The sequence below is a fragment of the Pseudomonas putida S13.1.2 genome, from assembly GCF_000498395.2.
GTDB classification, from domain to species: domain Bacteria; phylum Pseudomonadota; class Gammaproteobacteria; order Pseudomonadales; family Pseudomonadaceae; genus Aquipseudomonas; species Aquipseudomonas putida_Q.
In genome coordinates this window covers 3,782,130-3,805,741 of record NZ_CP010979.1, presented here as the reverse complement: position 1 = coordinate 3,805,741, position 23,612 = coordinate 3,782,130, and the positions used below count along the sequence as shown (strand labels likewise).

The window sequence follows — 23,612 nt, the reverse complement described above, 5'->3', positions numbered from 1 at the left end:
AACACGGCTTGCCATTGCCGCTCGGCTGGGGGCACTCTTCAGTGCAGATGCAGTGCCTGTGGGAGCGGGCATGCCCGCGAAGAATCAAAACGCGGTGCCTGGCACCGGCTGTGCCGGTGTTCGCCGGCATGCCCGCTCCCACAGGGATCGCGTGGAGCCCGAAAGGGATGCAACGGAGAGAGGGCCAATGACCGATATCGATGTGCGTTTGCGTGAAGATGTCCATGTGTTGGGTGAGCTGCTCGGCGAAACCATTCGCCAGCAGCATGGCGATGCGTTCTTGCAGAAAATCGAGGACATCCGCCACAGTGCCAAGGCCGACCGCCGTGGCCCTGGCGAGCAACTGACGTCCACCCTGGCCGACCTTGCCGAAGAAGACTTGCTGCCCGTGGCCAGGGCCTTCAACCAGTTCCTCAACCTGGCCAACATGGCCGAGCAGTACCAGTTGATCCGCCGCCGCGACGTCGGCCAGCCCGAACCTTTCGAAGCGCGGGTATTGCCCGAGCTGCTGGCGCGCCTGAAGCAAGCCGGGCACAGCAACGATGCCCTGGCCCGGCAGCTGGCCAAGCTCGACATCCAGCTGGTGCTCACCGCACACCCCACCGAGGTGGCTCGTCGCACCTTGATCCAGAAGTACGATGCCATTGCCGGCCAACTGGCTGCCCAGGACCACCGCGACCTGACCCCGGACGAACGCCTTCAAGTACGTGTACGCCTGCGCCGGCTGATTGCCGAGGCCTGGCACACCGAAGAAATCCGCCGCACCCGGCCGACCCCGGTAGACGAAGCCAAGTGGGGCTTCGCGGTGATCGAGCATTCGCTGTGGCACGCGATCCCCAGCCACCTGCGCAAGGTCGACCAGGCCCTGCTGGAAGCCACCGGCCTGCGCCTGCCGCTGGAAGCCGCGCCGATCCGCTTTGCCTCGTGGATGGGCGGGGACCGTGATGGCAACCCCAACGTGACTGCCGCGGTCACCCGCGAGGTGCTGTTGCTGGCGCGCTGGATGGCCGCCGACCTGTTCCTGCGCGACATCGATGCACTGGCCGCCGAGTTGTCCATGCAGCAGGCCAGCGCCGCTTTGCGCGAACGGGTGGGCGACAGTGCCGAACCCTACCGCGCCGTGCTCAAGCAATTGCGCGACCGCCTGCGGGCAACGCGTGCCTGGGCGCATACCGCTTTGACCAGCAGCCAACCGGCCAGCGCCGAAGTGCTGGTGGATAACCGCGACCTGATTGCGCCGCTGGAGCTGTGCTACCAGTCGCTGCACGAATGCGGCATGGGCGTTATCGCCGAAGGCCCGTTGCTCGACTGCCTGCGCCGCGCCGTCACTTTCGGCCTTTTCCTGGGCCGCCTGGACGTACGCCAGGACGCTGCCCGCCACCGTGACGCGCTGACCGAAATCACCGACTACCTGGGCCTGGGCCGCTATGCCGACTGGGATGAAGACCGCCGCATCGAATTCCTTCAAGCCGAACTGAAAAACCGCCGGCCGCTGTTGCCCGCGCACTTCAGGCCGCAGGCAGATACCGCCGAGGTGCTGGCAACCTGCCGGGAGGTTGCCGCCGCGCCCGCTGCCTCGCTGGGCTCCTACGTGATTTCCATGGCTGGTGCCGCTTCGGATGTGCTGGCGGTGCAGCTGCTGCTCAAGGAAGCCGGGCTGACCCGCCCCATGCGTGTGGTACCGCTGTTCGAAACCTTGGCCGACCTGGACAATGCCGGCCCGGTAATGCAGCGCCTGCTCGGCCTGCCGGGTTACCGGGCCGGGCTGCGCGGCCCGCAGGAAGTGATGATCGGCTACTCCGACTCGGCCAAGGACGCCGGTACCACAGCGGCGGCCTGGGCGCAGTACCGGGCCCAGGAAAACCTGGTACGCATCTGTGCCGAGCATCAGGTCGAACTGCTGCTGTTCCACGGCCGGGGCGGTACGGTAGGCCGCGGTGGTGGCCCGGCCCACGCGGCGATCCTGTCGCAACCACCGGGGTCGGTGGCGGGGCGTTTCCGCACCACCGAGCAGGGCGAAATGATTCGTTTCAAGTTCGGTTTGCCGGCTATTGCCGAGCAAAACCTCAACCTGTACCTGGCCGCTGTGCTCGAAGCCACGCTGTTGCCACCTCCGCCCCCGCAGCCGGCCTGGCGCGAGGTGATGGACCAGCTGGCTGCCGATGGCGTCAAGGCTTACCGCAGCGTAGTGCGCGACAACCCCGATTTCGTCGAGTATTTCCGCCAGTCGACGCCAGAACAGGAACTGGGGCGCCTGCCGCTGGGCAGCCGCCCGGCCAAGCGCCGCGCCGGGGGGATCGAGAGCCTGCGGGCCATCCCGTGGATATTTGGCTGGACCCAGACCCGGTTGATGCTGCCGGCCTGGCTGGGCTGGGAAACCGCGCTGAGCAACGCCTTGGCCCGTGGCCAGGGTGAGTTGCTGGCGCAGATGCGCGAGCAATGGCCGTTCTTCCGCACCCGCATCGACATGCTGGAAATGGTGCTGGCCAAGGCCGATGCGCAAATTGCCGAGGCCTACGACGAACGTCTGGTGCAACCGCACCTGCTTCCTTTAGGTGCACACCTGCGCGACCTATTGTCGCAGTCTTGCCAGGTGGTGCTGGGGCTGACCGGGCAGCAGGTACTACTGGCGCACAGCCCCGAGACGCTGGAATTCATCAGCCTGCGCAACACCTACCTGGACCCGCTGCACCGCCTGCAGGCCGAGTTGCTGGCCCGCTCGCGCAGCCGCGAAGCCGCTCTGGACAGCCCGTTGGAGCAGGCCTTGCTGGTGACCGTGGCGGGTATTGCCGCCGGGCTGCGCAATACCGGCTGAGGGGAGGCCCAGGCCAGTCAGTGTGAGTGGCGTGCAGGCCATGCACGGGTAAGGGAAGGGTGGTTGCGCCGGGCGCAACCACCTGCCCGGTCGGCTACAAGTGGCGCTTTCCTGCAACTTTGGGACGCTTGTATGGCTGCCGGGCGCTGTGTATCTTGAGCAGCCTTCTGACCGTTTTATGGTCATACCCGATTTTCCGGACTTGGCCCTGGTTGCCGAATCCATTGAATTTCATAAAAAAATTTGAGGAGCACAAGATGCGCGTAATTCTGCTGGGAGCTCCCGGGGCCGGTAAAGGTACTCAGGCAAAGTTCATCACCGAAAAGTTCGGTATTCCACAGATCTCCACCGGCGACATGCTGCGTGCTGCCGTCAAGGCCGGCACCCCGCTGGGCCTGGAGCTGAAGCAAGTCATGGATGCCGGCCAGCTGGTCTCCGACGAGCTGATCATCAGCCTGGTCAAGGAGCGCATCGCCCAGCCTGATTGCGCCAATGGCTGCCTGTTCGACGGTTTCCCACGCACCATCCCGCAAGCCGAAGCCATGGTCGCGGCCGGTGTCGACATTGACGCCGTGGTCGAAATCGCCGTGGACGACGAAGAAATCGTCGGCCGCATGGCGGGTCGCCGCGTGCACCTGGCCTCGGGCCGCACCTACCACATTCAGTACAACCCGCCGAAAGTGGAAGGCAAGGACGACGTGACGGGCGAAGACCTGATCCAGCGCGACGACGACAAGGAAGAAACCGTTCGTCATCGCCTGTCGGTCTACCACACCCAGACCAAGCCGCTGGTGGAGTTCTACCAGAAGCTGTCGGCAGCCAATGCCGGCAAGCCGAAGTACAGCCACATCGAAGGTGTCGGTTCGGTTGACGCCATCACTGCCAAGGTCTTGGCAGCCCTGAGCTGATCAGCGCCTGACGCCCCCCGACAACGGCCCGCTAGCGGGCCGTTGTCGTTTCAGGGCTGCAATCCACGGCCTGGCGCGGTCCCTGTAGGAGCGGCCTTGCGTCGCGATGGGCCGCCAAGCGGCCCCGGCAATTTCTGCGGCGAAGCTGAAATCGTGGGGCCGCTACGCGCCCCATCGCGACGCAAGGCCGCTCCTACAGGGATCGCGTCAAGGCCATGTTGTGTAGACCGCCTGCAAAGGCCGCACAGCGCCCCCTCGGGACACAACGCCGCTGCTGCTCTATACTGCCGCTCTTTTCATTCGCACCTGGATACCCGTTCGATGACCACCCTGCTGGCCCTGGATACCGCCACCGAAGCCTGTTCCGTCGCGCTGCTGCATGACGGCAAGGTAACCAGCCATTACGAGGTGATCCCACGTCAGCACGCGCAGAAGCTGCTGCCAATGATCAAGCAGCTGCTGGCCGAATCCGGCGTCGCGCTGAATGCACTGGATGCCATCGCCTTCGGCCGTGGCCCTGGTGCCTTCACCGGCGTGCGTATCGCCATCGGTGTGGTCCAGGGCCTGGCCTTCGCGCTGGAGCGCCCGGTGCTGCCGGTGTCCAACCTGGCCGCACTGGCCCAGGGTGCCTTGCGCGAGCAGGGCGTGCAGCAGGTGGCGGCTGCCATCGATGCACGCATGGATGAAGTGTACTGGGGCTGCTACCAGGCCACGGCGGGCGAAATGCGCCTGGTCGGCCGCGAAGCGGTGTTGCCGCCCGAGCAGGTAGCGCTGCCGGCGGGCAGCAGTGGCGAGTGGTTCGGTGCCGGTACCGGATGGGGCTACGCCGAGCGCCTGGCGGTCCAGGTGGCGGCCAGCAACCCCGGCGCCTTGCCCAATGCGCTGGACATTCTCAGCCTGGCCACCTTCGCCTGGGCGCGTGGCGAGGCAATCGTTGCCGAGCAGGCGCAACCGGTGTATCTGCGCGATAATGTAGCCACGCCCAAGAAGCACTGAGTGCAGTTCGTCGGTTATCGCCGATCACTCTAAAACCTTTTGCGCGATCTGTGGTCCAGTTATCACTCAAGCATTAGCGACGGAACCCTGATGCTGCTAAATTGCCATCATTGGTCCTGAGTGCTCATGCCATGCGTATCGACGGTTTCTCATCGCAGTCCTATCCGGTCAAGCGCACCCCGCGCAAGGCAGCGGCGCGTGACGAGGCCATCGATGATGCCGAGGTAATCGAAGACAACCAGGCCGCACCCTTGGAAGCCACCGCCCGCCGTCGCAGCGGTGGCCTGCCAGCCCGCCAGCAAGACATGGTCTTCCCCCGCGCCCGTGACCGGCGCACCGCCACTGCATTGGCCAGCTACCTGAGCACCGCCGGTTTCACCGATTGGGACATGGAAGTACTGGGGCTCGACCTGTACATTTAGTGGATGAGTCCACCACCACTGCCTTATTTTCTCGGTTGCCCGTCCTGGAGCGAAAACGCCTGGCGCGACTACCTGTATCCCGCCGACGCCAGCAGCAACGAAATGCTTGGCCTCTACAGCCAGGTGTTCAACGCCGTCGAGGGCAATACCACCTTCTATGCACGCCCCGCCCCGGGCACGATTGCCCGCTGGGCGCAGGTGATGCCCGAGCACTTCCGCTTCACCGCCAAGTTTCCCAGGGACATCAGCCATGAAGGTGACCTGCGTGATCAACTGGAGCCGGCCTTCGACTTCACGCGGCTGATGGCCCCGCTGGGCAAGCGCGTTTCGCCGTACTGGCTGCAGTTGCCGGCCCAGTTCGGCCCGGCGCGCTTGGGCGAGCTTTGCCACTTCCTCGACGAAATCGGCCTGCCGGTGGCCGTGGAAGTGCGCAACCAGGCCTTCTTCGCCAAAGGTGAAGAAGAACGCCTGCTCAACCGCCTGCTGCACGAACGCGGCGTGGAGCGCATCTGCCTGGACCCGCGTGCGTTGTTCAGCTGCGCCTCGCGCGACCCTGCCGTGCTGCACGCGCAATCCAAGAAGCCCAAGGTGCCACCGCGCCCCGCGGCCTTCAGCCAGCACCCACAGGTGCGCTTCATCGGCCACCCGGAGCTGGAGGCCAATCACTCCTTCCTCAGCCCCTGGGTAGAGAAAGTCGCCGACTGGATCGAAGAAGGCCGCAACCCCTACATATTCCTGCACACCTCGGACAATCGCCTGGCTGCGGCGTTGGCCCAGCGTTTCCATCAACGCCTGATGGCACGCCTGCCAGGTCTTGCACCTTTGCCGGAATTGCCGCGCGCGCCCGAGGTCGAACAACTGGGCTTACTCTGACCTTTCCCTGACTGCCGGAGGTTGAACCATGGATGTGCAAACCCTGCGAGCCGAAGCCTTCAAGGCTTTACACGAGCGCGAAGGCGCGTTCGTCATCCCCAACCCGTGGGATGCCGGCTCCGCCAAGCTGCTCGCCAGCCTGGGTTTCGAGGCGCTGGCCACCACCAGTGCCGGCCTGGCCTTCAGCCTGGGCCGGCCAGACGCCGAAGGCGCCTTGAGCCTGGACGATACCCTGGACAATGCCGGCGAGATCGTCGATGCCACTGCGTTGCCGGTGGCTGCGGACCTTGAGAACGGCTTCGGCGACATGCCTGAAGATTGTGCCCAGACCATCTTGCGTGCTGCTGAAATCGGCCTGGTAGGCGGCTCCATCGAAGATGCCAGTGGCCGCAGTGATGCGCCCATCTATGACCTCGGGCTAGCCGTGGAGCGCGTGCGCGCCGCCGTGCAGGCTGCGCGTAGCCTGCCGTTCCCGTTCACCTTGTGCGCCCGGGCAGAGAACCTGCTGCACGGCCGCATGGACCTCGACGACACCATCCTGCGCCTGCAAGCCTATGCCGAGGCCGGTGCCGATGTGCTCTATGCCCCCGGGCTGCGCACCGTTGAGGAAGTGCGTGCGGTGGTGCAGGCGGTCGCACCGCGGCCGGTGAATGTGCTGATGGGCATGGCGGGTGTACCGCTGAGCGTGAACCAGTTGCAGGACTTGGGCGTACGCCGCATCAGCGTCGGCTCGTCGCTGGCCCGTGCCGCACTGGGGGCCTTTCACCGTGCCGCGCTGGAAATTCGCAACGAGGGTACGTTCAGCTATGGTGAGCAGGCACTGCCGTTCGCCCAGCTCAACGACCTGTTCCGCCGCTGATGCGGGCAGTGCTGGCGCTGCTGGCCGGCCTGCTGGTGCTGGCCGGCCTGGCCTGGCACTTCGGCTGGCGGCTGCCTGCCGTGTGGAACCCCTGGGCGCCGCTGGATGTGCGCCAGCCGCCCAATCTGCTGACACCGTACAAGCTTGCACGCCTGCGCGATGACCCGGCACTGTGCCGCCAGGCGCTGGAAACCAGTCAGCTGCGCTACCGGGCGCAAGCCGACAGCCCGGCTTCGGCCAACTGCCCGTTACAGAACGTATGGCGTATCGAGGGCGGCCAGGCGCGGCTAAGCAGCAGCTTCCTGGCCAGTTGCCCGCTGGCGGTGGCCTATGCACTTTTCGAAAACCATGGCTTGCAGCCGGTGGCGCAGCGGGTGCTGGGCCAACCGGTCACGCAGGTCGATCACCTGGGCAGTTTTGCCTGCCGCAATGTCTACCACCGCAAGCAGGGTCGCCTGAGCCAGCACGCTACGGCAAATGCGCTGGACATCAGCGGCTTTCGACTGCAGGACGGCCGGCGCATCGTGCTGGCGCGTGACTGGCAGGCGGGCGGGCAGAAGGCAGAATTCTTGCGGCAGGTGCAGCAGGCGGCTTGCGAGAGCTTCAGCACGGTACTGGGGCCGAATTACAACACCGCGCACCATAATCACTTCCATTTGGACATGGGGCGCTGGCAGATCTGCCGTTAGCTTCAGGCGTGAACGCGCACGTTGTTCAGCACCACCGGGCGCGCCCAGTGGATGTCGAATTCCAGATCGTTTTGCTGTTTTGCCAGGGTGGCGTCGTCGAACGGCTCGGGGGCCGGGTCCAGCAGGTTGGTCTCGAACTCGGCAATGGGCAGGAACAACGACCGCGGGGCAGGGCCCGGGCCGGGCTCGGCAATCGGTTGGCCCTGGCTCATCACCACCGGCCGCATCCAGCTGTTGCTGGTGTCGAGCTGGCGTTGTTGTTCGATCAGCTCCATGGCACTGAACGGCTCAGGCGCAGGCGGGAGCAGGTTGGCTTCAAGCTCTGCCTTGGGCAGAAACAGCGGCTCGGGCGGGGCTACCTCGGTGTCCTGCACCGGGCAGGCGCGCTGGGCGTCGATCAGCGCCAGCGCACGGGCGCCGCCGATGGGTTCGCCGCTGTCCTGGTCGTACTGCACGAACGACTGGCTGACGCTGTCTACGGGCTCTTCCTGCTGCTCGGCCATGGCCCGGGCAAAAAAATCCTGCCACAGGTGGCTGACGCCCCCGAGTGCCTGGGTATTGTGCTGGCTGTAGTTGCCGACAGGCGACAAATAGGTCAAGCCGATGGGAAGAGTATCTGACATGGCAGTCGCGCGCGTTGTGCTCTGGCAGAATAGCGGGATATTGCCTGTATCGGCCGTGGCTGCCGATACATTAATGGCTGGGTTCAATTTTCGGGTGTACATGATGGAAGAGCAGGGCACAGGTATCCGGGTCGAGGCACTGTCGGCTGAATTTGCGGCGCAGGCCGCCGCGTGGGCCGAGCGGCTCGCGCTGCCGCTGCACGATGAGGCCGCTGACTTCGCCGTGCAGGTAGGCGCTGACGGCTTGCAGATCCAGCAGCTTGGGCCCCAGGCACCTGGGCCGGTGCGGGTGGACTTTGTCGAAGGCCAGGCCGCGCACCGGCGCCAGTTTGGCGGTGGCAACGGGCAGATGATCGCCAAGGCCGTGGGCATTGCCCAAGGCGTGCGGCCACAAGTGCTGGATGCCACGGCAGGTCTTGGCAAAGATGCATTCGTGCTGGCCAGCCTGGGTTGCCAGATGACCCTGATCGAACGCCAGCCGCTGATTGCCGCGCTGCTGGAGGATGGCCTGGCGCGGGCGCGGTCGGATGACGAGGTGGGCCCTATTGTCGGGCGCATGCGCCTGCTGACCGGCAACGCCATCGAGCGCATGCGCGCCTGGGAAGGGGAGGCGCCGCAGGTGATCTACCTCGACCCGATGTTCCCGCACCGCGACAAGAGCGCCCTGGTGAAAAAGGAAATGCGCGTGTTCCGGCCTTTGGTGGGTGACGACCTTGATGCCCCTGCGCTACTCGAAGCTGCCCTGGCGCTGGCCAGCCACCGGGTGGTGGTGAAGCGCCCGCGCAAGGCGCCGATCATCGACGGGCCCAAGCCCAGCCATAGCCTGGAGGGCAAGTCGAGCCGGTATGACATTTACCCGAAGAAAGCCTTGAAGGCCTGAATTTCGTTATATCTGTGCTGGCCTCTTCGCGGGTAAACCCGCTCCCACAGGATCGACTTGGCGTTGAATCCTGTGCAGTACCTGTGGGAGCGGGTTTACCCGCGAAGAGGCCAGCACAGGCATCCAGATATCAGGGTTTGAACGCCCGCAAGAACACCCCCACCACCTCGCGCACATGCGCCTCGGCCTCGTCGCCCTCTAACGGCCCCGCGCACCCCAGCAGCAAGCGGTAATCCGGCGCCCCCTTGACCAGGCAGAAGAAGTGCTCCGCCGCATGCAGTGGGTTGTCGATGCGCAGCAGCCCGCGCTCATCCGCCCCGCGCAGCAGCGCTTCCATCCCTGCCAGCACGCGCTTGGGCCCGGCTTCGTAGAAATATTCGCCAAAGCTTGGGTCCAGGCTGCCCTGGGCCATGATCAGGCGGCTGAGCTTGACCGCTTCGTCGCTGCTGATCAGTGCCTGGAAGCCACGGGCGATGGTCAGCAGCACCTCGTCCACCGGTGCCCCCTCGGGGTACTCGAACAGCAGGTCAGGCAGCTGGATCTGACAGGTGGCCATGACCGCCGAACAGAACAGGGTCTGCTTGTCGGTGAAGTGGCTGTACACCGTGAGTTTTGAAACACCTGCCGCCGCAGCGACCGCATCCATGCTGGTGTTGGCGTAACCAAGGCTGAGGAACAGGGCCTTGGCCGCTTCGAGAATCGCCTCGCGCTTGACCAGGTCCTTTGGCCGGCCTGGGCCGATGGGTGCGTCATTGGGCATTGTGGTCTGCATCTGGTTGAAGAATCACCATCTTAACGGGTCAGGCGCGATCCGGCTAAAACCAGCTCACATTTGCCTGCTGTCTGCCAGCGGACAGTTGATCGACAGTGATGTCGTCGTTCAGGCATCAGTGCTGTTTATGTTTTAAGTAAATTGCTGATTTATAACGATTATTTTGTTGGCATGAATCGTGTTGATAAAGCTTCAAGGGCACCTGACAAAGGTGCCGAGCCTATCGAACAGGAATCCCCATGCCACGTGAAATTCGTTTGAATGCCTTCGAGATGAACTGTGTTGGCCACCAGTCACCCGGCCTGTGGCGGCACCCCAAGGACCGCGCCTGGCAGTACAAGGACCTGGACTACTGGACCGACCTGGCCAAGCTGCTGGAGCGCGGCAAGTTCGACGGCATCTTCATTGCCGACGTGATCGGTATCTACGATGTGCTGGGTGGCAATGGCGACGCGGCTATCCGCCAGGCGGCGCAGGTGCCGGTGAACGACCCACTGGCAGTGATCACGCCCATGGCGCTGGTCACCGAACACCTCGGTTTTGGCCTGACCGCCTCGCTGACGTTCGAGCACCCGTACCCGTTCGCCCGTCGGCTGTCGACCCTGGACCACCTGACCAAGGGCCGCATCGGCTGGAATATCGTCACCTCCTACCTGGACAGCGGTGCGCGCAACCTGGGGCAGAAGGCGCTGAGCGACCATGATGCCCGTTACGACTTCGCCGACGAGTACCTGGAGGTGCTGTACAAGTTGTTCGAGGGCAGCTGGGAAGACGGTGCTGTGGTGCGCGACCGCAAAACCGGCCTGTTCACCGACCCGCGCAAAGTCCACGAGATCCGCCACCACGGCGAGCACTTCCAGGTCCCAGGTATTCACCTGTGCGAACCTTCGCCGCAACGCACCCCCGTGCTGTACCAGGCAGGGGCGTCCAGCCGCGGCAAGCATTTTGCCGCCGGCCATGCCGAATGCGTGTTCGTCGCCGCGCCGTCCAAGGTCATCCTGAAAAAGACCGTGGCCGACATTCGCCGCCGCGCCGCCGAGGCCGGGCGTGACCCGCGCAAGGTGCTGATCTTCAACATGCAGACGGTGATCGTCGACGAAACCGACGCCAAGGCCCAGGCCAAATGGGAGGAGCTGAAAAGCTACGCCAGCTACGAAGGCGCCCTGGCGCTGATTTCCGGCTGGACCGGCATCGACTTTAGCGAATACCAGCCTGACCAGGTGCTGGAGCATATCCACACCAATGCCATCCAGTCGGCCGTGGAAGCGTTTTCCACCGCCGACCCGAACAAGCGTTGGACCGTGCAAGAGCTGGCCGATTGGGTCGGCATCGGCGGCTTTGGCCCGCTGATCGTCGGCAGTGCGCAAACCGTGGCGGACGAACTGCAGGCCTGGGTTGAAGAAACCGATGTCGACGGCTTCAACCTGACCTATGCCCTGGCCCATGAAACCTTCCGCGACGTGGTCGAGTTGCTGGTACCCGAGCTGCAGCAACGCGGCGCCTACAAGACCGAATACCGCCCCGGCACCCTGCGCGAGAAGCTGTTCGGCGACGGCCCACGGCTGCCGGCCAGCCACCCGGCTGCCGGTTATCGCGACCTCAGCCGCCTAACCAAGCCGGCCAGCATCGCCGAACCGATCTGAAATGCCAGGGCCGCTTTGCGGCCCTTCGCGGCGGTTCGGCGCACCGACTTGCCCGCTCCCACAGGTTAGAGCCAAGTCCTCCGAAGATATTTCTGATTTTTGCCAAAGGGGCTGTCCAGTTAGGCGCTTCGGAAATATCCTACGACCCGCGTCCTCTGTCATCACCTGTTCAGTTGGAACCAGTGTCTCTAGGCTCTATCCGTCGCCGAACAACTTGGCGATCGGGTGTGGTAGCCCGGATGCGCTTTTTCCATGACAGCCTATGGCGGCTGTGCGTGGGAGGCTTTCGAGCCTGCCTGGATTGGAAAATGCCTGGGTCTACCACCTCGCGTACAGTCGCCACCCATTCACGTGGTAGTGATGGGTGGCGGCCTTGAGGAGCATTTTCCATGATGAAGAAAATAGTCCCCGACCCACCCCTTCAACGCACGTCCACCCGCCCCTTCGGCCGCTGCGATGCCGGCCATGATCCCCTCTTCACCGTCAACCCGAACATTTCCGCCGAAGACGCTTTGGTCCATGTAGCCCTGTACCTGCGCAGCGCCTACGAAACCGGATCCAAAGCCCTGGACTACATGCGCGAAGAAGGCCGGGGCATGTTCTGGTCGAACCTACATGCGATTGATCGAGGCGATACTCGATGGCATCGAGTCGACATCCCCACCGACAAACCGAACACCACAGGTATAGCGCCGTCCTCGACACCGACGCAAATCCCTGTGGGAGCGGCGGTGCGGCGGTCCGGTTCACCCGCGAAGAATACGACGCGGTGCATGGCACCGGCTTCGCCGGTGTTCGCGGGTGAATCGGACCGCCGCACCGCCGCTCCCACAATGTACGCGCTGCGCTTGCGATCACTGCTTCATGACCACCCGCGCAGCACTGGCCTCAGGACTGCTTGGCACCCCACCAATCTGCCATAGGAGCGAGCGCAGCTCGCGATGCGCCGCGCGGGCGGCGCTCGATCTCTCAGGCGCCAAAAGACTTCAGCCGTACCCCTGAAAAACCACCGCAAAACCCTTCCCGGCACCGGCGGCCTGATTTAATATACTTTCCAGTACAAATATTCGAAGTGCCCTCCGCGAAAGGATTCATCATGTTGCGCCATGCCTTGTCCATCGCCTTGCCCGCCGTTGCCGCGTTGTTACTGACGGCATGCGGCCAGGAAGCCACCCCGCCTGCCGCGCCGCGCCCGGCGCTGGTGGTGCAGCCGCAGCCGGCCGAAGCCGCTGCCGACAGTTACCCCGGCGAAGTGCGTGCGCGCTTCGAGCCGGACCTGGCCTTCCGCATTGGCGGCAAGGTCACCAAGCGCCTGGTGGAGGAGGGGCAGCGGGTCAAGGCCGACCAGCCGCTGGCTGAGCTGGACCCGCAGGACGTGCGCCTGCAACTGGAAGCCAACCGCGCCCAGATGGCGGCTGCCGAGGCCAACCTGGCGCTGGTGCGCGCCGAGCGTGATCGCTACCAGAAGCTGCTGGACCGGCAGATGGTCAGCCATTCCCAGTTCGACAATGCCGAAAACCTCTACCGCGCCGGCCTTGCCCGGCTGAAACAGGCCAAGGCCGAGTTCGACGTGGCTGGCAACCAGGCCGAATATGCCGTGCTGCGCGCGCCGCAGGCCGGGGTGGTTGCCAAGCGTCAGGTCGAAGTGGGCCAGGTGGTTGCCGCCGGGCAAACCGTGTTCACCCTGGCCGCCGATGGCGAGCGCGAAGTGGTGATCGGCCTGCCGGAGCAGCAGTTTGCCCGCTTTGCCGTGGGCCAACCGGTGAGCGTGGAGCTTTGGTCGCACCCGCAAGAGCGCTTCCAGGGGCGCATCCGCGAATTGTCGCCAGCCGCCGACCCACGCTCGCGCACCTTCGCTGCGCGCATCGCCTTTACCTCGACTGCCACGCCGGCGGAACTGGGCCAGAGTGCCCGGGTGTTCATCGCCCATGACGGGCTGATCCCGTTGGCAGTGCCGCTGTCAGCGGTTACAGCGGAAAACGGTCAGGCCTATGTGTGGCGCGTCAACAAGGACAGCCGCCTGGAGCGGGCCGAGGTGCGTCTGGGGGCTTATGGCAGCGACAGTGTGCCAGTGCTCGAAGGCCTCGCCGCCGGCGACTGGGTGGTCGCCGCCGGTGGCCATGTACTGCGTGAGGGCCAGGAAATACGCCCTGTGGACCGCAGCAACCGTGTAGTGAAGCTGACGGCCAAGGAGTAAGTCCCGATGGGTTTCAACCTTTCTGCCTGGGCGCTGCGCAACCGCCAGATCGTCCTGTTCCTGATGATCCTGCTGGCGGCGATTGGCGCCATGTCCTACACCAAGCTCGGCCAGAGCGAGGACCCGCCATTCACCTTCAAGGCCATGGTCATTCGTACCTTGTGGCCGGGCGCCAGCGCCGAGGAGGTGTCGCGCCAGGTCACTGAACGCATCGAGAAGAAGCTGATGGAAACCGGCGAGTACGAGAAGATTGTCTCGTTCTCGCGCCCCGGCGAATCGCAAGTCACCTTCATGGCCCGCGACTCGCTGCACTCCAGGGACATCCCCGAGCTGTGGTACCAGATCCGCAAGAAGGTCGCGGACATTCGCCACACCCTGCCACCCGAGATCCAAGGCCCGTTCTTCAACGACGAGTTCGGCACCACCTTCGGCAATATCTATGCGCTGACCGGTAAGGGCTTCGACTACGCGGTGCTCAAGGACTACGCCGACCGCATCCAGATCCAGCTGCAGCGGGTCAAGGATGTGGGCAAGGTCGAGCTGGTGGGCCTGCAGGACGAAAAAATCTGGATCGAGCTGTCCAACCTCAAGCTGGCCACCCTCGGCGTACCCCTGGAGGCCGTGCAGCAGGCCCTGCAGGAGCAGAATGCGGTAAGCACCGCCGGCTTCTTCGAGACGCCCAGCGAGCGCCTGCAACTGCGGGTGAGCGGGCGCTTCGACAGCGTCGAGCAGATTCGCCAGTTCCCCATCCGCGTGGGTGACCGCACCTTCCGCATCGGCGATGTGGCCGAAGTGCACCGTGGCTTCAACGACCCGCCCGCCCCGCGCATGCGCTTCATGGGCGAGGACGCCATTGGCCTGGCCGTGTCGATGAAGGACGGCGGCGACATCCTGGTACTGGGCAAGGCGCTGGAAGGCGAGTTCGAGCGCGTGGCGCGCAACCTGCCGGCCGGCATGGAGCTGCGCAAAGTCTCGGACCAACCTGCTGCGGTCAAGGCCGGTGTGGGCGAATTTGTCCAGGTGCTGGTCGAGGCGCTGGTCATCGTGCTGCTGGTGAGCTTCTTCTCGCTGGGCCTGCGCACCGGCCTGGTGGTGGCGCTGGCCATCCCGCTGGTGCTGGCCATGACCTTTGCTGCCATGCATTACTTTGGTATCGGCCTGCACAAGATTTCCCTGGGCGCGCTGGTGCTGGCGCTGGGCCTGCTGGTGGACGACGCGATCATTGCCGTGGAAATGATGGCGATCAAGATGGAGCAGGGCTACGACCGGCTCAAGGCAGCCAGCTATGCCTGGAGCAGCACTGCCTTCCCGATGCTGACCGGTACCCTGATCACTGCGGCAGGCTTCCTGCCCATCGCCACTGCCGCTTCCAGCACTGGCGAATACACCCGCTCGATCTTCCAGGTGGTGACCATCGCCCTGTTGACCTCGTGGGTGGCGGCGGTGGTGTTCGTGCCCTACCTGGGCGAGCGCCTGCTGCCAGACCTGGCCAAGCTGCACGCTGCGCGCCATGGCAAGGACGGCCACGCGCCAGACCCTTACGCCACGCCGTTCTACCAGCGTGTGCGGCGGGTGGTTGAATGGTGCGTGCGGCGGCGCAAGACGGTGATCCTGCTGACCATCGCGGCCTTTGTCGGCAGCATCCTGCTGTTCCGCTTCGTGCCCCAGCAGTTCTTCCCGGCCTCCGGGCGCCCGGAGCTGATGGTTGACCTGAAGCTGGCTGAAGGCGCCTCGCTGGCCAATACCGCCGAGCGGGTCAAGCAATTGGAGGCACTGCTCAAGCAGCAGGACGGCATCGATAACTACGTGGCCTACGTGGGCACCGGCTCGCCGCGCTTCTACCTGCCGCTGGACCAGCAGCTGCCTGCAGCCAGCTTTGCCCAGTTTGTGGTGCTGGCCAAGTCGATGGAGGACCGCGAGCGCCTGCGCAGCTGGCTGATCAGCACCGTGGACCAGCAGTTCCCCGACCTGCGTGCCCGCGTCACGCGCCTGGAAAACGGCCCGCCCGTGGGTTACCCGGTGCAGTTCCGGGTCACCGGCGAGCACATCGAGAAGGCCCGTGCGCTGGCCCGCGAAGTGGCCGACAAGGTGCGCGAGAACCCCCATGTGGTCAACGTGCACCTGGACTGGGAAGAACCCAGCAAGGCCGTGTTCCTCGAAATCGACCAGGACCGCGCCCGCGCCTTGGGCGTGAGCACCGCGCACCTGGCCAGCTTCCTGCAAAGCTCGTTGACCGGCACCACGGTCAGCCAGTACCGCGAGGACAACGAGCTGATCGAGATCCTGCTGCGCGGCACCCAGCAGGAGCGTCGCGAACTGGGTAACCTCGGCAGCCTGGCACTGCCGACCGACAACGGCCAGAGCGTGGCGCTGTCGCAGGTAGCGACCCTGGAGTACGGCTTCGAGGAAGGCATCATCTGGCACCGCAACCGCTTGCCGACGGTGACCGTGCGCGCCGATATCTACGACAAGGAGCAACCGGCCACGCTGGTGAAACAGATCGAGCCGACCCTGCAGGAAATACGCGCCAAGCTGCCGGATGGCTACCTGCTGGAAGTGGGCGGTACGGTTGAAGACTCCGAGCGCGGGCAGAAGTCGGTGAACGCTGGCATGCCGCTGTTCGTGGTGGTGGTGCTGAGCCTGCTGATGATCCAGCTGCGCAGCTTCTCGCGCACGGTAATGGTGTTCCTCACCGCACCGCTGGGGCTGATTGGCGTGACCCTGTTCCTGCTGGTGTTCCGCCAGCCGTTCGGCTTTGTCGCCATGCTGGGCACCATTGCCCTGGCAGGCATGATCATGCGCAACTCAGTGATTCTGGTGGACCAGATCGAGCAGGACATTGCGGCAGGGATGGAGCGTTGGCAGGCGATCATCGAAGCCACGGTGCGGCGCTTCCGGCCGATCGTGCTGACGGCGCTGGCGGCGGTGCTGGCGATGATCCCGTTGTCACGCAGCGTGTTCTACGGGCCGATGGCGGTGGCGATCATGGGTGGCTTGATCGTGGCCACGGCGTTGACCCTGTTGTTCCTGCCGGCGTTGTATGCGGCGTGGTTCAGGGTGAAGAAGGGCTGAAGACCGCAGGGGAGGGCTTTGCCCTCCTTTCGCGATTCCAAGCTGTGCTGGATCCTGTGGGAGCGGGCGTGCCCGCGAAGCCGACAACTCGCTGTATGGCACCGGCTTCGCCGGTGTTCGCGGGCACGCCCGCTCCCACAAGGGCTGCAAAGCAGCCCCCCCCCGGGTCATCAGAGGGCGCCGAAGACCTTCTTGGCCAGGCTGGTAGCGGCCTGCGCCGGGTTCTGGCGAATGGTCTGCTCCTGCTTGCCAATCATCTCGAACAGGCCGTCCAGCGCCTTCTCGGTCACGTAGTTCTCGATGCTGGCGCTCTTGGCGTCAACCACGCCCAGTGCCACCGCCTGCCCGGCAAAGTTGTTGTACTGCTGGGCCAGGCCGACCTTGTCGGTAGCCTGCTTGACGATGGGCAGGAACTTGGCGCGGATCTGCTCGCGGCTGCTCTTGTTCAGGTACTGGGTAGCCGAGTCGTCACCGCCGCTGAGGATGCCTTTGGCATCCGTCACGCTCATGTTCTTCACGGCATCCACCAGAATCGCCTGGGCCTGCGGCACGGCGGCTTCAGCGGCCTTGTTCATGCTGGCTTCAAGGGCATCGACCTGTGCACCTTTGCCGAACATCTTCATGGCCTTGGCCGCTTTGCCCAGGTTGCCCGGCAATTCGATGCGCACGTCGGGGTTATTGCTGAAACCACCCGGGGTGCTCAACTGCTTGACGGCCAGCTGCGCGCCCTGGGTCAGGGTATCTTTCAGGCCGCCAGTGGCGTCTTTCTGGCTCAGGTCGCCCAGCGACAGGGCCAGTGCGCTGGCCGACAGCAGCAGGCCGGCGCACAGGGTGGAAAAACGCAGGGAAGTGCGGATCATGAAGCTTTCCTTGTAAACAGATGAATACGGGTGTCAGCGAACCGGGTCGACCTTGATGCGTACAGATTTCGGGTCACTGCCGTCGAGCATGACACCATGGTGTTCGGTATTGATGAACAGCAGCTTGCCATCCAGCTCGATGCGCGCACTCACTGCATAGCGGTGGCCGGGTTTGACCTGGGCTGGGTCGTAGCTGAGGTGGAACGGCAGCGGCACGTTGCCTTTGACCGGGCCGGCCTGGCGGGCGAGTGTCACGGCAGGGGCGTCCATCAGCGAAACATCCTGCAGCTCCACGCTCAAGGTAGCCGCAGGCGGCAGGGCAATACGCTGCAGGTAGAAGACTTCACCGTCCAGGCTGGCCTGGGTGGATGGGGTTTGGCTGGAACAGGCTGCGAGCAGGGATGCGCAACACAGCATAAAGAGCTTTTTCATGGAATCTCCATAGGTCCTTGGAGCTGGCTTGTGGCCAACCCCAGGGACTTTAGCGGATTTTCCCGGTAGATGAACCGTCAGAGGGTCGAAGTTTCCAGGCCATCGTCACGGTGCAGGGCTACCTGGCGGATCGACAGGCGCAGCTCGGCCGACAGCACACGCTTGGCCACGCCCTCGGCCAGCTCGCCGAGCTTGTCGTGATAACCCAGCTTGCCTTGCCCGTCGGCATGCAGCACGCCTTGCTGGAGCAGGGTCTGGATGAAGTGGCGGAACAGCGTCTTGTCGAAGAACTCCGGGGCATTCAGGCCATGCAGGATCGACAGGCGCTGGGCCATCATCACGCACAGGTCTTCCAGCGCTTCGGCGCTGAGTGTGTTTTGCCCGCTGTTGAGCAGCAGCGAGGTGGCCATGTAGAAGCGCTGCAGGGTCTGGGTGATGGTGCGGGCGAGCAGGGTCAGCAGCACGAACTGCCGCGAACTGGGCGCCGGGCGTACGTAAACGTCGTTCTCCTGGCGCAGCAGGCCTTGCTCGACCAGCGCGGCCAGCCATTGGTCGATCACCTCGTCCAGTTGCTCTGGCGTCCAGCGCAGGAACAGTTCGGCCTGCAGGTACGGGTACAACGCGTGCACATACTGGCCCAGCAGTTCGCGGCTCATGCGCGAGCTGCTGAGGAAGAAGCTGGCCAGCAGCGCCGGCAGGGCGAAAATGTGCAGCACGTTGTTGCGGTAATAGGTCATCAGTACCGCATTGCCTTCATCCAGGTAGAGGATGCGGCCCAGGGCGTCCTTCTGCTCGGCCACCAGGTTCATGCTGCGCACGTGCTCGATCAGTGCCTGGCCGTCACCGTCGGGCAGGGTGGTGTGCGGTGAGTAGGGCACCTGGCGCAGCAAAGCCAGGTACAGGTCGAGCACGCGGGTCAGGGCGCGCTCGTCCAGGGCCAGGCGGCTGGTGGACAACAACGCAAGAGCCACCAGGTTGACCGGGTTGATGGCGGCCGCCTCGTTGAGGTGACGGGCCACGGTTTCGCCCAGGCGGGTGGTGGCGGCGTTGAGCCAGGCCGGGCGGTACTGCGGGCCGTGATCCTGTTCGCGCCAGCCGGGCTGTTGCTCGTCGAGGAAACCGGCGAGGCGGATCGGTTCGCCGAAGTTGACGTAGACCTGGCCAAAGCGCTGCTTGAGCGCGCCAAACACTTTGAAGATGTCGAACACCGACTCCTTCTTTTTGCTGGCACCGCGCAGCTCGCCCAGGTAGGTGCGGCCTTCGAGCACGCGCTCATAGCCGATGTACACCGGCACGAACACCACCGGCGTGCGCGACGAGCGCAGGAAGCTGCGCAGGGTAATGGCCAGCATCCCGGTACGCGGTTGCAGCATGCGCCCGGTACGCGAGCGGCCACCTTCTACGAAATACTCGACCGGGAAACCTTTGGTGTACAGGGTGTGCAAATACTCGTTGAACACGGCGGTGTACAGCGGGTTGCCCTTGAACGTGCGGCGCATGAAGAAGGCGCCGCCACGGCGCAGCAGGTTACCCACCACCGGCATGTTGAGGTTGATGCCTGCGGCAACGTGCGGTGGGGTGAGGCCGTTGCGGAACAGCAGGTACGACAGCAGCAGGTAGTCGATGTGGCTGCGGTGGCACGGCACGTAGATCACCTCGTGGCCGGGGGCTATGCCCTGAACCTGTTCGATATGGTTGACCTTGATGCCGTCGTAGATCTTGTTCCAGAACCAGCTCAGGACCACTTCGAGAAAGCGGATGACCGTGTAGGTGTAGTCCGAGGCGATCTCGTTGCCATAACGCAGCGCCTGGGCTTCAGCTTTGGCCAGCGGCAGGTTCTCGCGTTGGGCCTCGTCGGCGATGGCCTGGCGCACCTGCGGGGCATGGATCAGGCCTTTGACCAGGTTGCGCCGGTGCGAGATGTCCGGGCCGATGACGGCGGTCTTGAGGTTGCGAAAATGCACGCGCATCAGGCGCTGGGCCATGCGCACGGTGCGCTCGTGCCCTTTGTTGTGCTGCACCAGTTCGCGCAGGTGGATCGGCGCGGAGAACTGCACCCGGGTCTTGCGCCCCAGAATCAGCACGGTCAGCAGCCGGCGCAGGCGCCCGGTCACCGCCCAGCTGTCGGCGAACAGCAGCTTCCATGGGCTGGATTCGCTGGCCGGGGTCTGCCCCCAGAACACGCTGACCGGAATGATCTGCGCATCTTCCTCGGCATGCTGGCTGACGGCAGTTACCAGGCGCTCAAGCGTGGGCGGGGCGCCGCTTTTGTCCTGGCGGCCGAGCCAGTCCGGGTCGGGGGTAAGGTAGAAGAACCCGGCGGGCTCCTGTAACTGGCCGACCGCCACCGGCAGCACCGGGCGCGGCAGCCCCGCCTTGGTGCACTCGTGGTCGAGTACGGCCAGGTCGGTGAGCGAGGGTGAGGGCAGCGCATAGAACACCGGCCGGCTGCGGTCGAGATTGAGGGTCATGGAAGACTGGTTGATGGTCTCGGAGCGCACCCACAGGTACAACAGGCGACGCAGGCCGCCAAAGATCAGGCGGTGCAGGGGGGAACGGGTCATGGGGTGTGTGCCCTGGGTGTGATTTTCAGGTGAGTATCCAGCTATTTAGTCTGCCGTATCGGCGTAAGTTCAGCAAAAATCGGCCAACGGCGGGACCGTCATCAATTTTTTTTGTTCTGTGTCATATACTCGGCCTGCCACTTGCAGGATATTTCAGCAAGCGGCGTTGGCAGGGGACCGTGAGCTCATGCCTGCAAGGCGATCTTCACAATAAAAATCCGGAGTAGTTCAGATGTCGTCTCGTGAGACTGGGAATGTAAAGTGGTTCAACGATGCCAAAGGCTTTGGCTTCATTCAGCGCGAAGGTGGTGCGGATGTGTTCGTCCACTATCGGGCGATCCGCGGTGAGGGGCATCGTTCCCTGGTCGAGGGGCAGCGGGTTGAGTACTCCTGCGTGCAGGGCCAGAAAGGCTTGCAAGCCGAAGACGTAGTGGGCCTCTGAGCCTCTGGTTTCAAGCCGTAGGAGCGGGCTTGCCCGCGAAGCAGCCACCACGGTGGCTGCCACGGGCATGGCCCGTGTTCGCGGGCGAGCCCGCTCCTACAGAAACGAGCAAGGCTGTATTTTCAGGTTGTGCGCCAGGTGATTTCCTCTTCACCGTCGGCGCTGATGCGCACCCAGCGGTCGGCATCTTCTTCCCCGTCTTCCTCGACCCAGCCACCCGGCGCGCAGCGCACTTCCACACCCAGTGCGGCAAATGCAGCGCGGGCGCAGGCGACATCATCGGCCCATGGCGTCTGGTCGCTTTCCAGATACAGGCTGTTCCATTTCCCTACAGCCTTGGGTAACCAGGTGACCGGAATGTTACCGGCCTTGCATTTGAACGTCTGACCTTTCTGCTGCCATTCGCTGCAGGGGCCAATCGCCTGGGCGAGCCACTCGGCAATCTGCTTGTGGTCGACGTCGGCGTCCTTCAGGTAGATCTCGATATCTGGTTGGCGCATAAGGGCTCCGGGTGTGCTCAGTCTTGGCGCACGAAATAGTCATAACGCATGGAAACCGTGACCTCGAACGGCTCGGGCTGGTCGATCACCCGGGCGCGTTTTTCGGCGCTGGCGCGCCAGCCGTGCGGGGTCATGGCCAGCAGGTCGGCGCGCGCCTTGGGCACGGCCAGGCTCAGGCGGAACTCGAGGGTTTCGCTGTGGGCGTGGGCCATGCCTTCGGGGACGAGGGCCAGGTGCTTGTCGTCGGCGTAAGGGCGTACTTCATCGTAGAGCACCTCGCGCAACTCCATCAGGTGGCCGCTGGTCGGGCCGACCCGCATCAGGCCGCCGCCGGGGCTGAGCAGGCGCTTGGCTTCGGCCCAGTCCAGCGGGCTGAACACGCTGGCAATGAACTGGCAACTGGCGTCGGCCAGCGGCACGCGGGCCATGCTGGCGACCATCCAGGTAACCTCCGGCGCGCGGCGGCAGGCCCGCTTGACCGCCTCGCGGGAGATGTCCAGGGCATAACCGTCGGCAGCCGGCAGGGCCTGGGCGAGCAGCGCGGTGTAGTAACCCTCGCCGCAGCCGATGTCCAGCCAGGCGCCGGGCTGGCGCTCGGCGGCCAGCTCGGCCAGGCGGCGGGCCACCGGGGCGTAGTGGCCAGCGTCGAGGAAATCGCGGCGGGCCTCGACCATGGCCTGGTTGTCACCCGGGTCGCGGCTGTTCTTGTGCTGCACCGGCAGCAGGTTCAGGTAACCCTGGCGGGCACGGTCGAAGCGGTGACCGGCCGGGCACACCACACTGTTGTCGAGCCGGCTCAGCGGCGCCTGGCAAAGAGGGCAGGCGAGCATCAGGCGAGCAACCGAACCAGGGTCTGGTAGTAGATTTCGGTCAGCAGGTCTAGGTCGCTGGCCAGGATCCGCTCGTCCACCTGGTGAATGGTGGCGTTGACCGGGCCAAGCTCGACCACCTGGGTACCCATGGTGGCGATGAAGCGGCCATCGGAGGTGCCGCCGCTGGTGGACGGCTGGGTATCGCGGCCGGTGACGCCCTTGATGCTGTGTGCCACGGCATCGAGCAGTTCGCCGGGCTCGGTGAGGAACGGCAGGCCCGACAGCGCCCAGTCGATCGACCAGTCCAGTTGATGCTTGTCGAGAATCGCCGACACCCGCGCCTGCAGGCCCTCGACGGTCGACTCGGTAGAAAAGCGGAAGTTGAACAGCGCGGTCAGGTCGCCCGGTACCACGTTGGTGGCGCCGGTGCCGGAATTGAGGTTGGAGATCTGGAAGCTGGTCGGCGGGAAGAACGCGTTGCCTTCATCCCAGTGCTCGGCTGCCAGTTCCGCCAAGGCCGGGGCGGCCAGGTGGATCGGGTTACGTGCCAGGTGCGGGTAGGCCACGTGGCCCTGCTTGCCGCGCACGGTCAGCTTGGCACCCAGCGAGCCACGGCGGCCGTTCTTGACCACGTCACCCAGCAGGGTGGTGCTGGAGGGTTCGCCGACGATGCACCAGTCCAGGCGTTCGTTGCGCGCTTTCAGGCGTTCGACCACTGCCTTGGTGCCGTGGTGGGCCGGACCTTCCTCGTCGCTGGTGATCAGGAAGGCGACCTTGCCGCGGTGGTTGGGGTAGTCGTGCACGAAGCGCTCGCTGGCGATCACCATGGAGGCCAGGCTGCCTTTCATGTCGGCGGCGCCACGGCCGCAGAGCATGCCGTCAGCGTCGATCAGCGCTTCGAACGGTTCGTGCTGCCATTGCTGCACCGGGCCGGTGGGTACCACGTCGGTGTGGCCGGCAAAGCACAGCACCGGGCCGTCCTGGCTGCCGTGGGTGGCCCAGAAGTTGTCTACGTCTTCAATGCGCATCGGCTCGAGCTCGAAGCCCACGGCGCCCAGGCGCTTCATCATCTGCGCCTGGCAGTCGGCGTCGACAGGGGTGACCGAGGGGCGACGGATCAGGTCGCAGGCCAGTTGAAGGGTAGGCGAGAGCTCGGCAGGGGCCGTCATGGGGAACTCCGGGGCAAGGCAAGGCGGGGAAATCTGAGGGGCGTTATCTTATATCAAACCGAGGGGTCAATGGGGCCGCTTTGC

At 64.6% G+C, this 23,612-nt stretch carries 20 protein-coding genes and 1 pseudogene; 13 read left to right on the top strand and 8 right to left on the bottom strand.

The genetic code is table 11. The annotated features are described in order from the left end of the window. The first annotated feature begins 187 nt into the window (after window positions 1-187). From ppc to N805_RS16770, 7 genes are all read left to right on the top strand, one after another. Window positions 188-2,815, top strand: a complete 2,628-nt coding sequence (gene ppc / locus N805_RS16800; RefSeq protein ID WP_019472394.1) for a phosphoenolpyruvate carboxylase — start codon at window positions 188-190, stop codon at window positions 2,813-2,815. Between the two features lie 257 nt (window positions 2,816-3,072). Next, entirely contained in the window at window positions 3,073-3,723 is a 651-nt protein-coding gene (gene adk / locus N805_RS16795) for an adenylate kinase (protein WP_019472395.1), read from the top strand. Between the two features lie 321 nt (window positions 3,724-4,044). Then, window positions 4,045-4,719 (top strand): tRNA (adenosine(37)-N6)-threonylcarbamoyltransferase complex dimerization subunit type 1 TsaB, encoded by a 675-nt coding sequence (gene tsaB, locus N805_RS16790; RefSeq protein WP_019471057.1) that lies wholly within the window; start codon window positions 4,045-4,047, stop codon window positions 4,717-4,719. Between the two features lie 131 nt (window positions 4,720-4,850). Then, window positions 4,851-5,141, top strand: a complete 291-nt coding sequence (locus tag N805_RS16785) for a hypothetical protein (RefSeq protein ID WP_019471058.1) — start codon at window positions 4,851-4,853, stop codon at window positions 5,139-5,141. 3 nt (window positions 5,142-5,144) lie between these two features. Further along, entirely contained in the window at window positions 5,145-6,014 is an 870-nt protein-coding gene (locus tag N805_RS16780) for a DUF72 domain-containing protein (protein WP_019471059.1), read from the top strand. Between the two features lie 28 nt (window positions 6,015-6,042). Next, window positions 6,043-6,873, top strand: a complete 831-nt coding sequence (locus tag N805_RS16775) for an isocitrate lyase/PEP mutase family protein (RefSeq protein ID WP_019471060.1) — start codon at window positions 6,043-6,045, stop codon at window positions 6,871-6,873. Continuing rightward, window positions 6,873-7,562, top strand: a complete 690-nt coding sequence (locus tag N805_RS16770) for an extensin family protein (RefSeq protein ID WP_019471061.1) — start codon at window positions 6,873-6,875, stop codon at window positions 7,560-7,562. The genes N805_RS16775 and N805_RS16770 overlap by 1 nt, the downstream gene beginning before the upstream one ends. A gap of 2 nt (window positions 7,563-7,564) precedes the next feature. Here the strand turns inward: N805_RS16770 and N805_RS16765 are convergent, their stop codons facing one another. After that, on the bottom strand, window positions 7,565-8,185 hold the full coding sequence (locus N805_RS16765; RefSeq protein WP_019471062.1) for a hypothetical protein: 621 nt from the start codon (window positions 8,183-8,185) through the stop codon (window positions 7,565-7,567). A gap of 103 nt (window positions 8,186-8,288) precedes the next feature. Here N805_RS16765 and N805_RS16760 point away from each other — a divergent pair, with 103 nt between their 5' ends. Next, a complete protein-coding gene (locus N805_RS16760; RefSeq protein WP_026034418.1) occupies window positions 8,289-9,065 on the top strand; it encodes a class I SAM-dependent methyltransferase in 777 nt (258 codons plus the stop codon). 130 nt (window positions 9,066-9,195) lie between these two features. On the opposite strand, the gene N805_RS16755 is transcribed toward N805_RS16760, so the two are convergent. Further along, window positions 9,196-9,837, bottom strand: a complete 642-nt coding sequence (locus tag N805_RS16755; protein WP_019471064.1) for a TetR/AcrR family transcriptional regulator — start codon at window positions 9,835-9,837, stop codon at window positions 9,196-9,198. Between the two features lie 239 nt (window positions 9,838-10,076). Here N805_RS16755 and N805_RS16750 point away from each other — a divergent pair, with 239 nt between their 5' ends. The 4 genes and pseudogenes from N805_RS16750 to N805_RS16735 all read left to right on the top strand — a co-directional run bounded on the left by N805_RS16750 (window position 10,077) and on the right by N805_RS16735 (window position 16,749). Then, complete coding sequence (locus N805_RS16750) at window positions 10,077-11,480, top strand: LLM class flavin-dependent oxidoreductase (protein WP_019471065.1); 1,404 nt, start codon at window positions 10,077-10,079, stop codon at window positions 11,478-11,480. Window positions 11,481-11,869: 389 nt separating this feature from the next. Beyond that, window positions 11,870-12,170 (top strand): annotated as a pseudogene (locus N805_RS16745) (hypothetical protein). A 406-nt stretch (window positions 12,171-12,576) separates the two neighbouring features. After that, the gene (locus N805_RS16740; RefSeq protein WP_019471066.1) at window positions 12,577-13,677 is read left to right on the top strand and encodes an efflux RND transporter periplasmic adaptor subunit; all 1,101 of its coding nucleotides are present in this window, start codon (window positions 12,577-12,579) and stop codon (window positions 13,675-13,677) included. Between the two features lie 6 nt (window positions 13,678-13,683). After that, window positions 13,684-16,749: an efflux RND transporter permease subunit gene (locus tag N805_RS16735; RefSeq protein WP_019471067.1), complete on the top strand. Its 3,066-nt coding sequence runs from the start codon at window positions 13,684-13,686 to the stop codon at window positions 16,747-16,749. Between the two features lie 170 nt (window positions 16,750-16,919). Here the strand turns inward: N805_RS16735 and N805_RS16730 are convergent, their stop codons facing one another. The 3 genes from N805_RS16730 to plsB form a co-directional block, all read right to left on the bottom strand. Further along, complete coding sequence (locus tag N805_RS16730; RefSeq protein WP_019471068.1) at window positions 16,920-17,609, bottom strand: DUF4197 domain-containing protein; 690 nt, start codon at window positions 17,607-17,609, stop codon at window positions 16,920-16,922. A 33-nt stretch (window positions 17,610-17,642) separates the two neighbouring features. Further along, window positions 17,643-18,041: a YbaY family lipoprotein gene (locus N805_RS16725; RefSeq protein ID WP_019471069.1), complete on the bottom strand. Its 399-nt coding sequence runs from the start codon at window positions 18,039-18,041 to the stop codon at window positions 17,643-17,645. A 77-nt stretch (window positions 18,042-18,118) separates the two neighbouring features. Beyond that, window positions 18,119-20,605: a glycerol-3-phosphate 1-O-acyltransferase PlsB gene (plsB, locus tag N805_RS16720; protein WP_019471070.1), complete on the bottom strand. Its 2,487-nt coding sequence runs from the start codon at window positions 20,603-20,605 to the stop codon at window positions 18,119-18,121. 232 nt (window positions 20,606-20,837) lie between these two features. Here plsB and N805_RS16715 point away from each other — a divergent pair, with 232 nt between their 5' ends. Beyond that, complete coding sequence (locus N805_RS16715; protein ID WP_016501179.1) at window positions 20,838-21,047, top strand: cold-shock protein; 210 nt, start codon at window positions 20,838-20,840, stop codon at window positions 21,045-21,047. 122 nt (window positions 21,048-21,169) lie between these two features. On the opposite strand, the gene N805_RS16710 is transcribed toward N805_RS16715, so the two are convergent. The 3 genes from N805_RS16710 to dapE are packed head-to-tail and all read right to left on the bottom strand — an operon-like array spanning window position 21,170 to window position 23,528. Then, entirely contained in the window at window positions 21,170-21,547 is a 378-nt protein-coding gene (locus tag N805_RS16710) for a hypothetical protein (RefSeq protein ID WP_019471071.1), read from the bottom strand. A 17-nt stretch (window positions 21,548-21,564) separates the two neighbouring features. Further along, window positions 21,565-22,377: a putative RNA methyltransferase gene (locus tag N805_RS16705; RefSeq protein ID WP_019471072.1), complete on the bottom strand. Its 813-nt coding sequence runs from the start codon at window positions 22,375-22,377 to the stop codon at window positions 21,565-21,567. Then, entirely contained in the window at window positions 22,377-23,528 is a 1,152-nt protein-coding gene (dapE, locus tag N805_RS16700; RefSeq protein WP_019471073.1) for a succinyl-diaminopimelate desuccinylase, read from the bottom strand. The genes N805_RS16705 and dapE overlap by 1 nt, the downstream gene beginning before the upstream one ends. Between the last annotated feature and the right edge of the window lie 84 nt (window positions 23,529-23,612).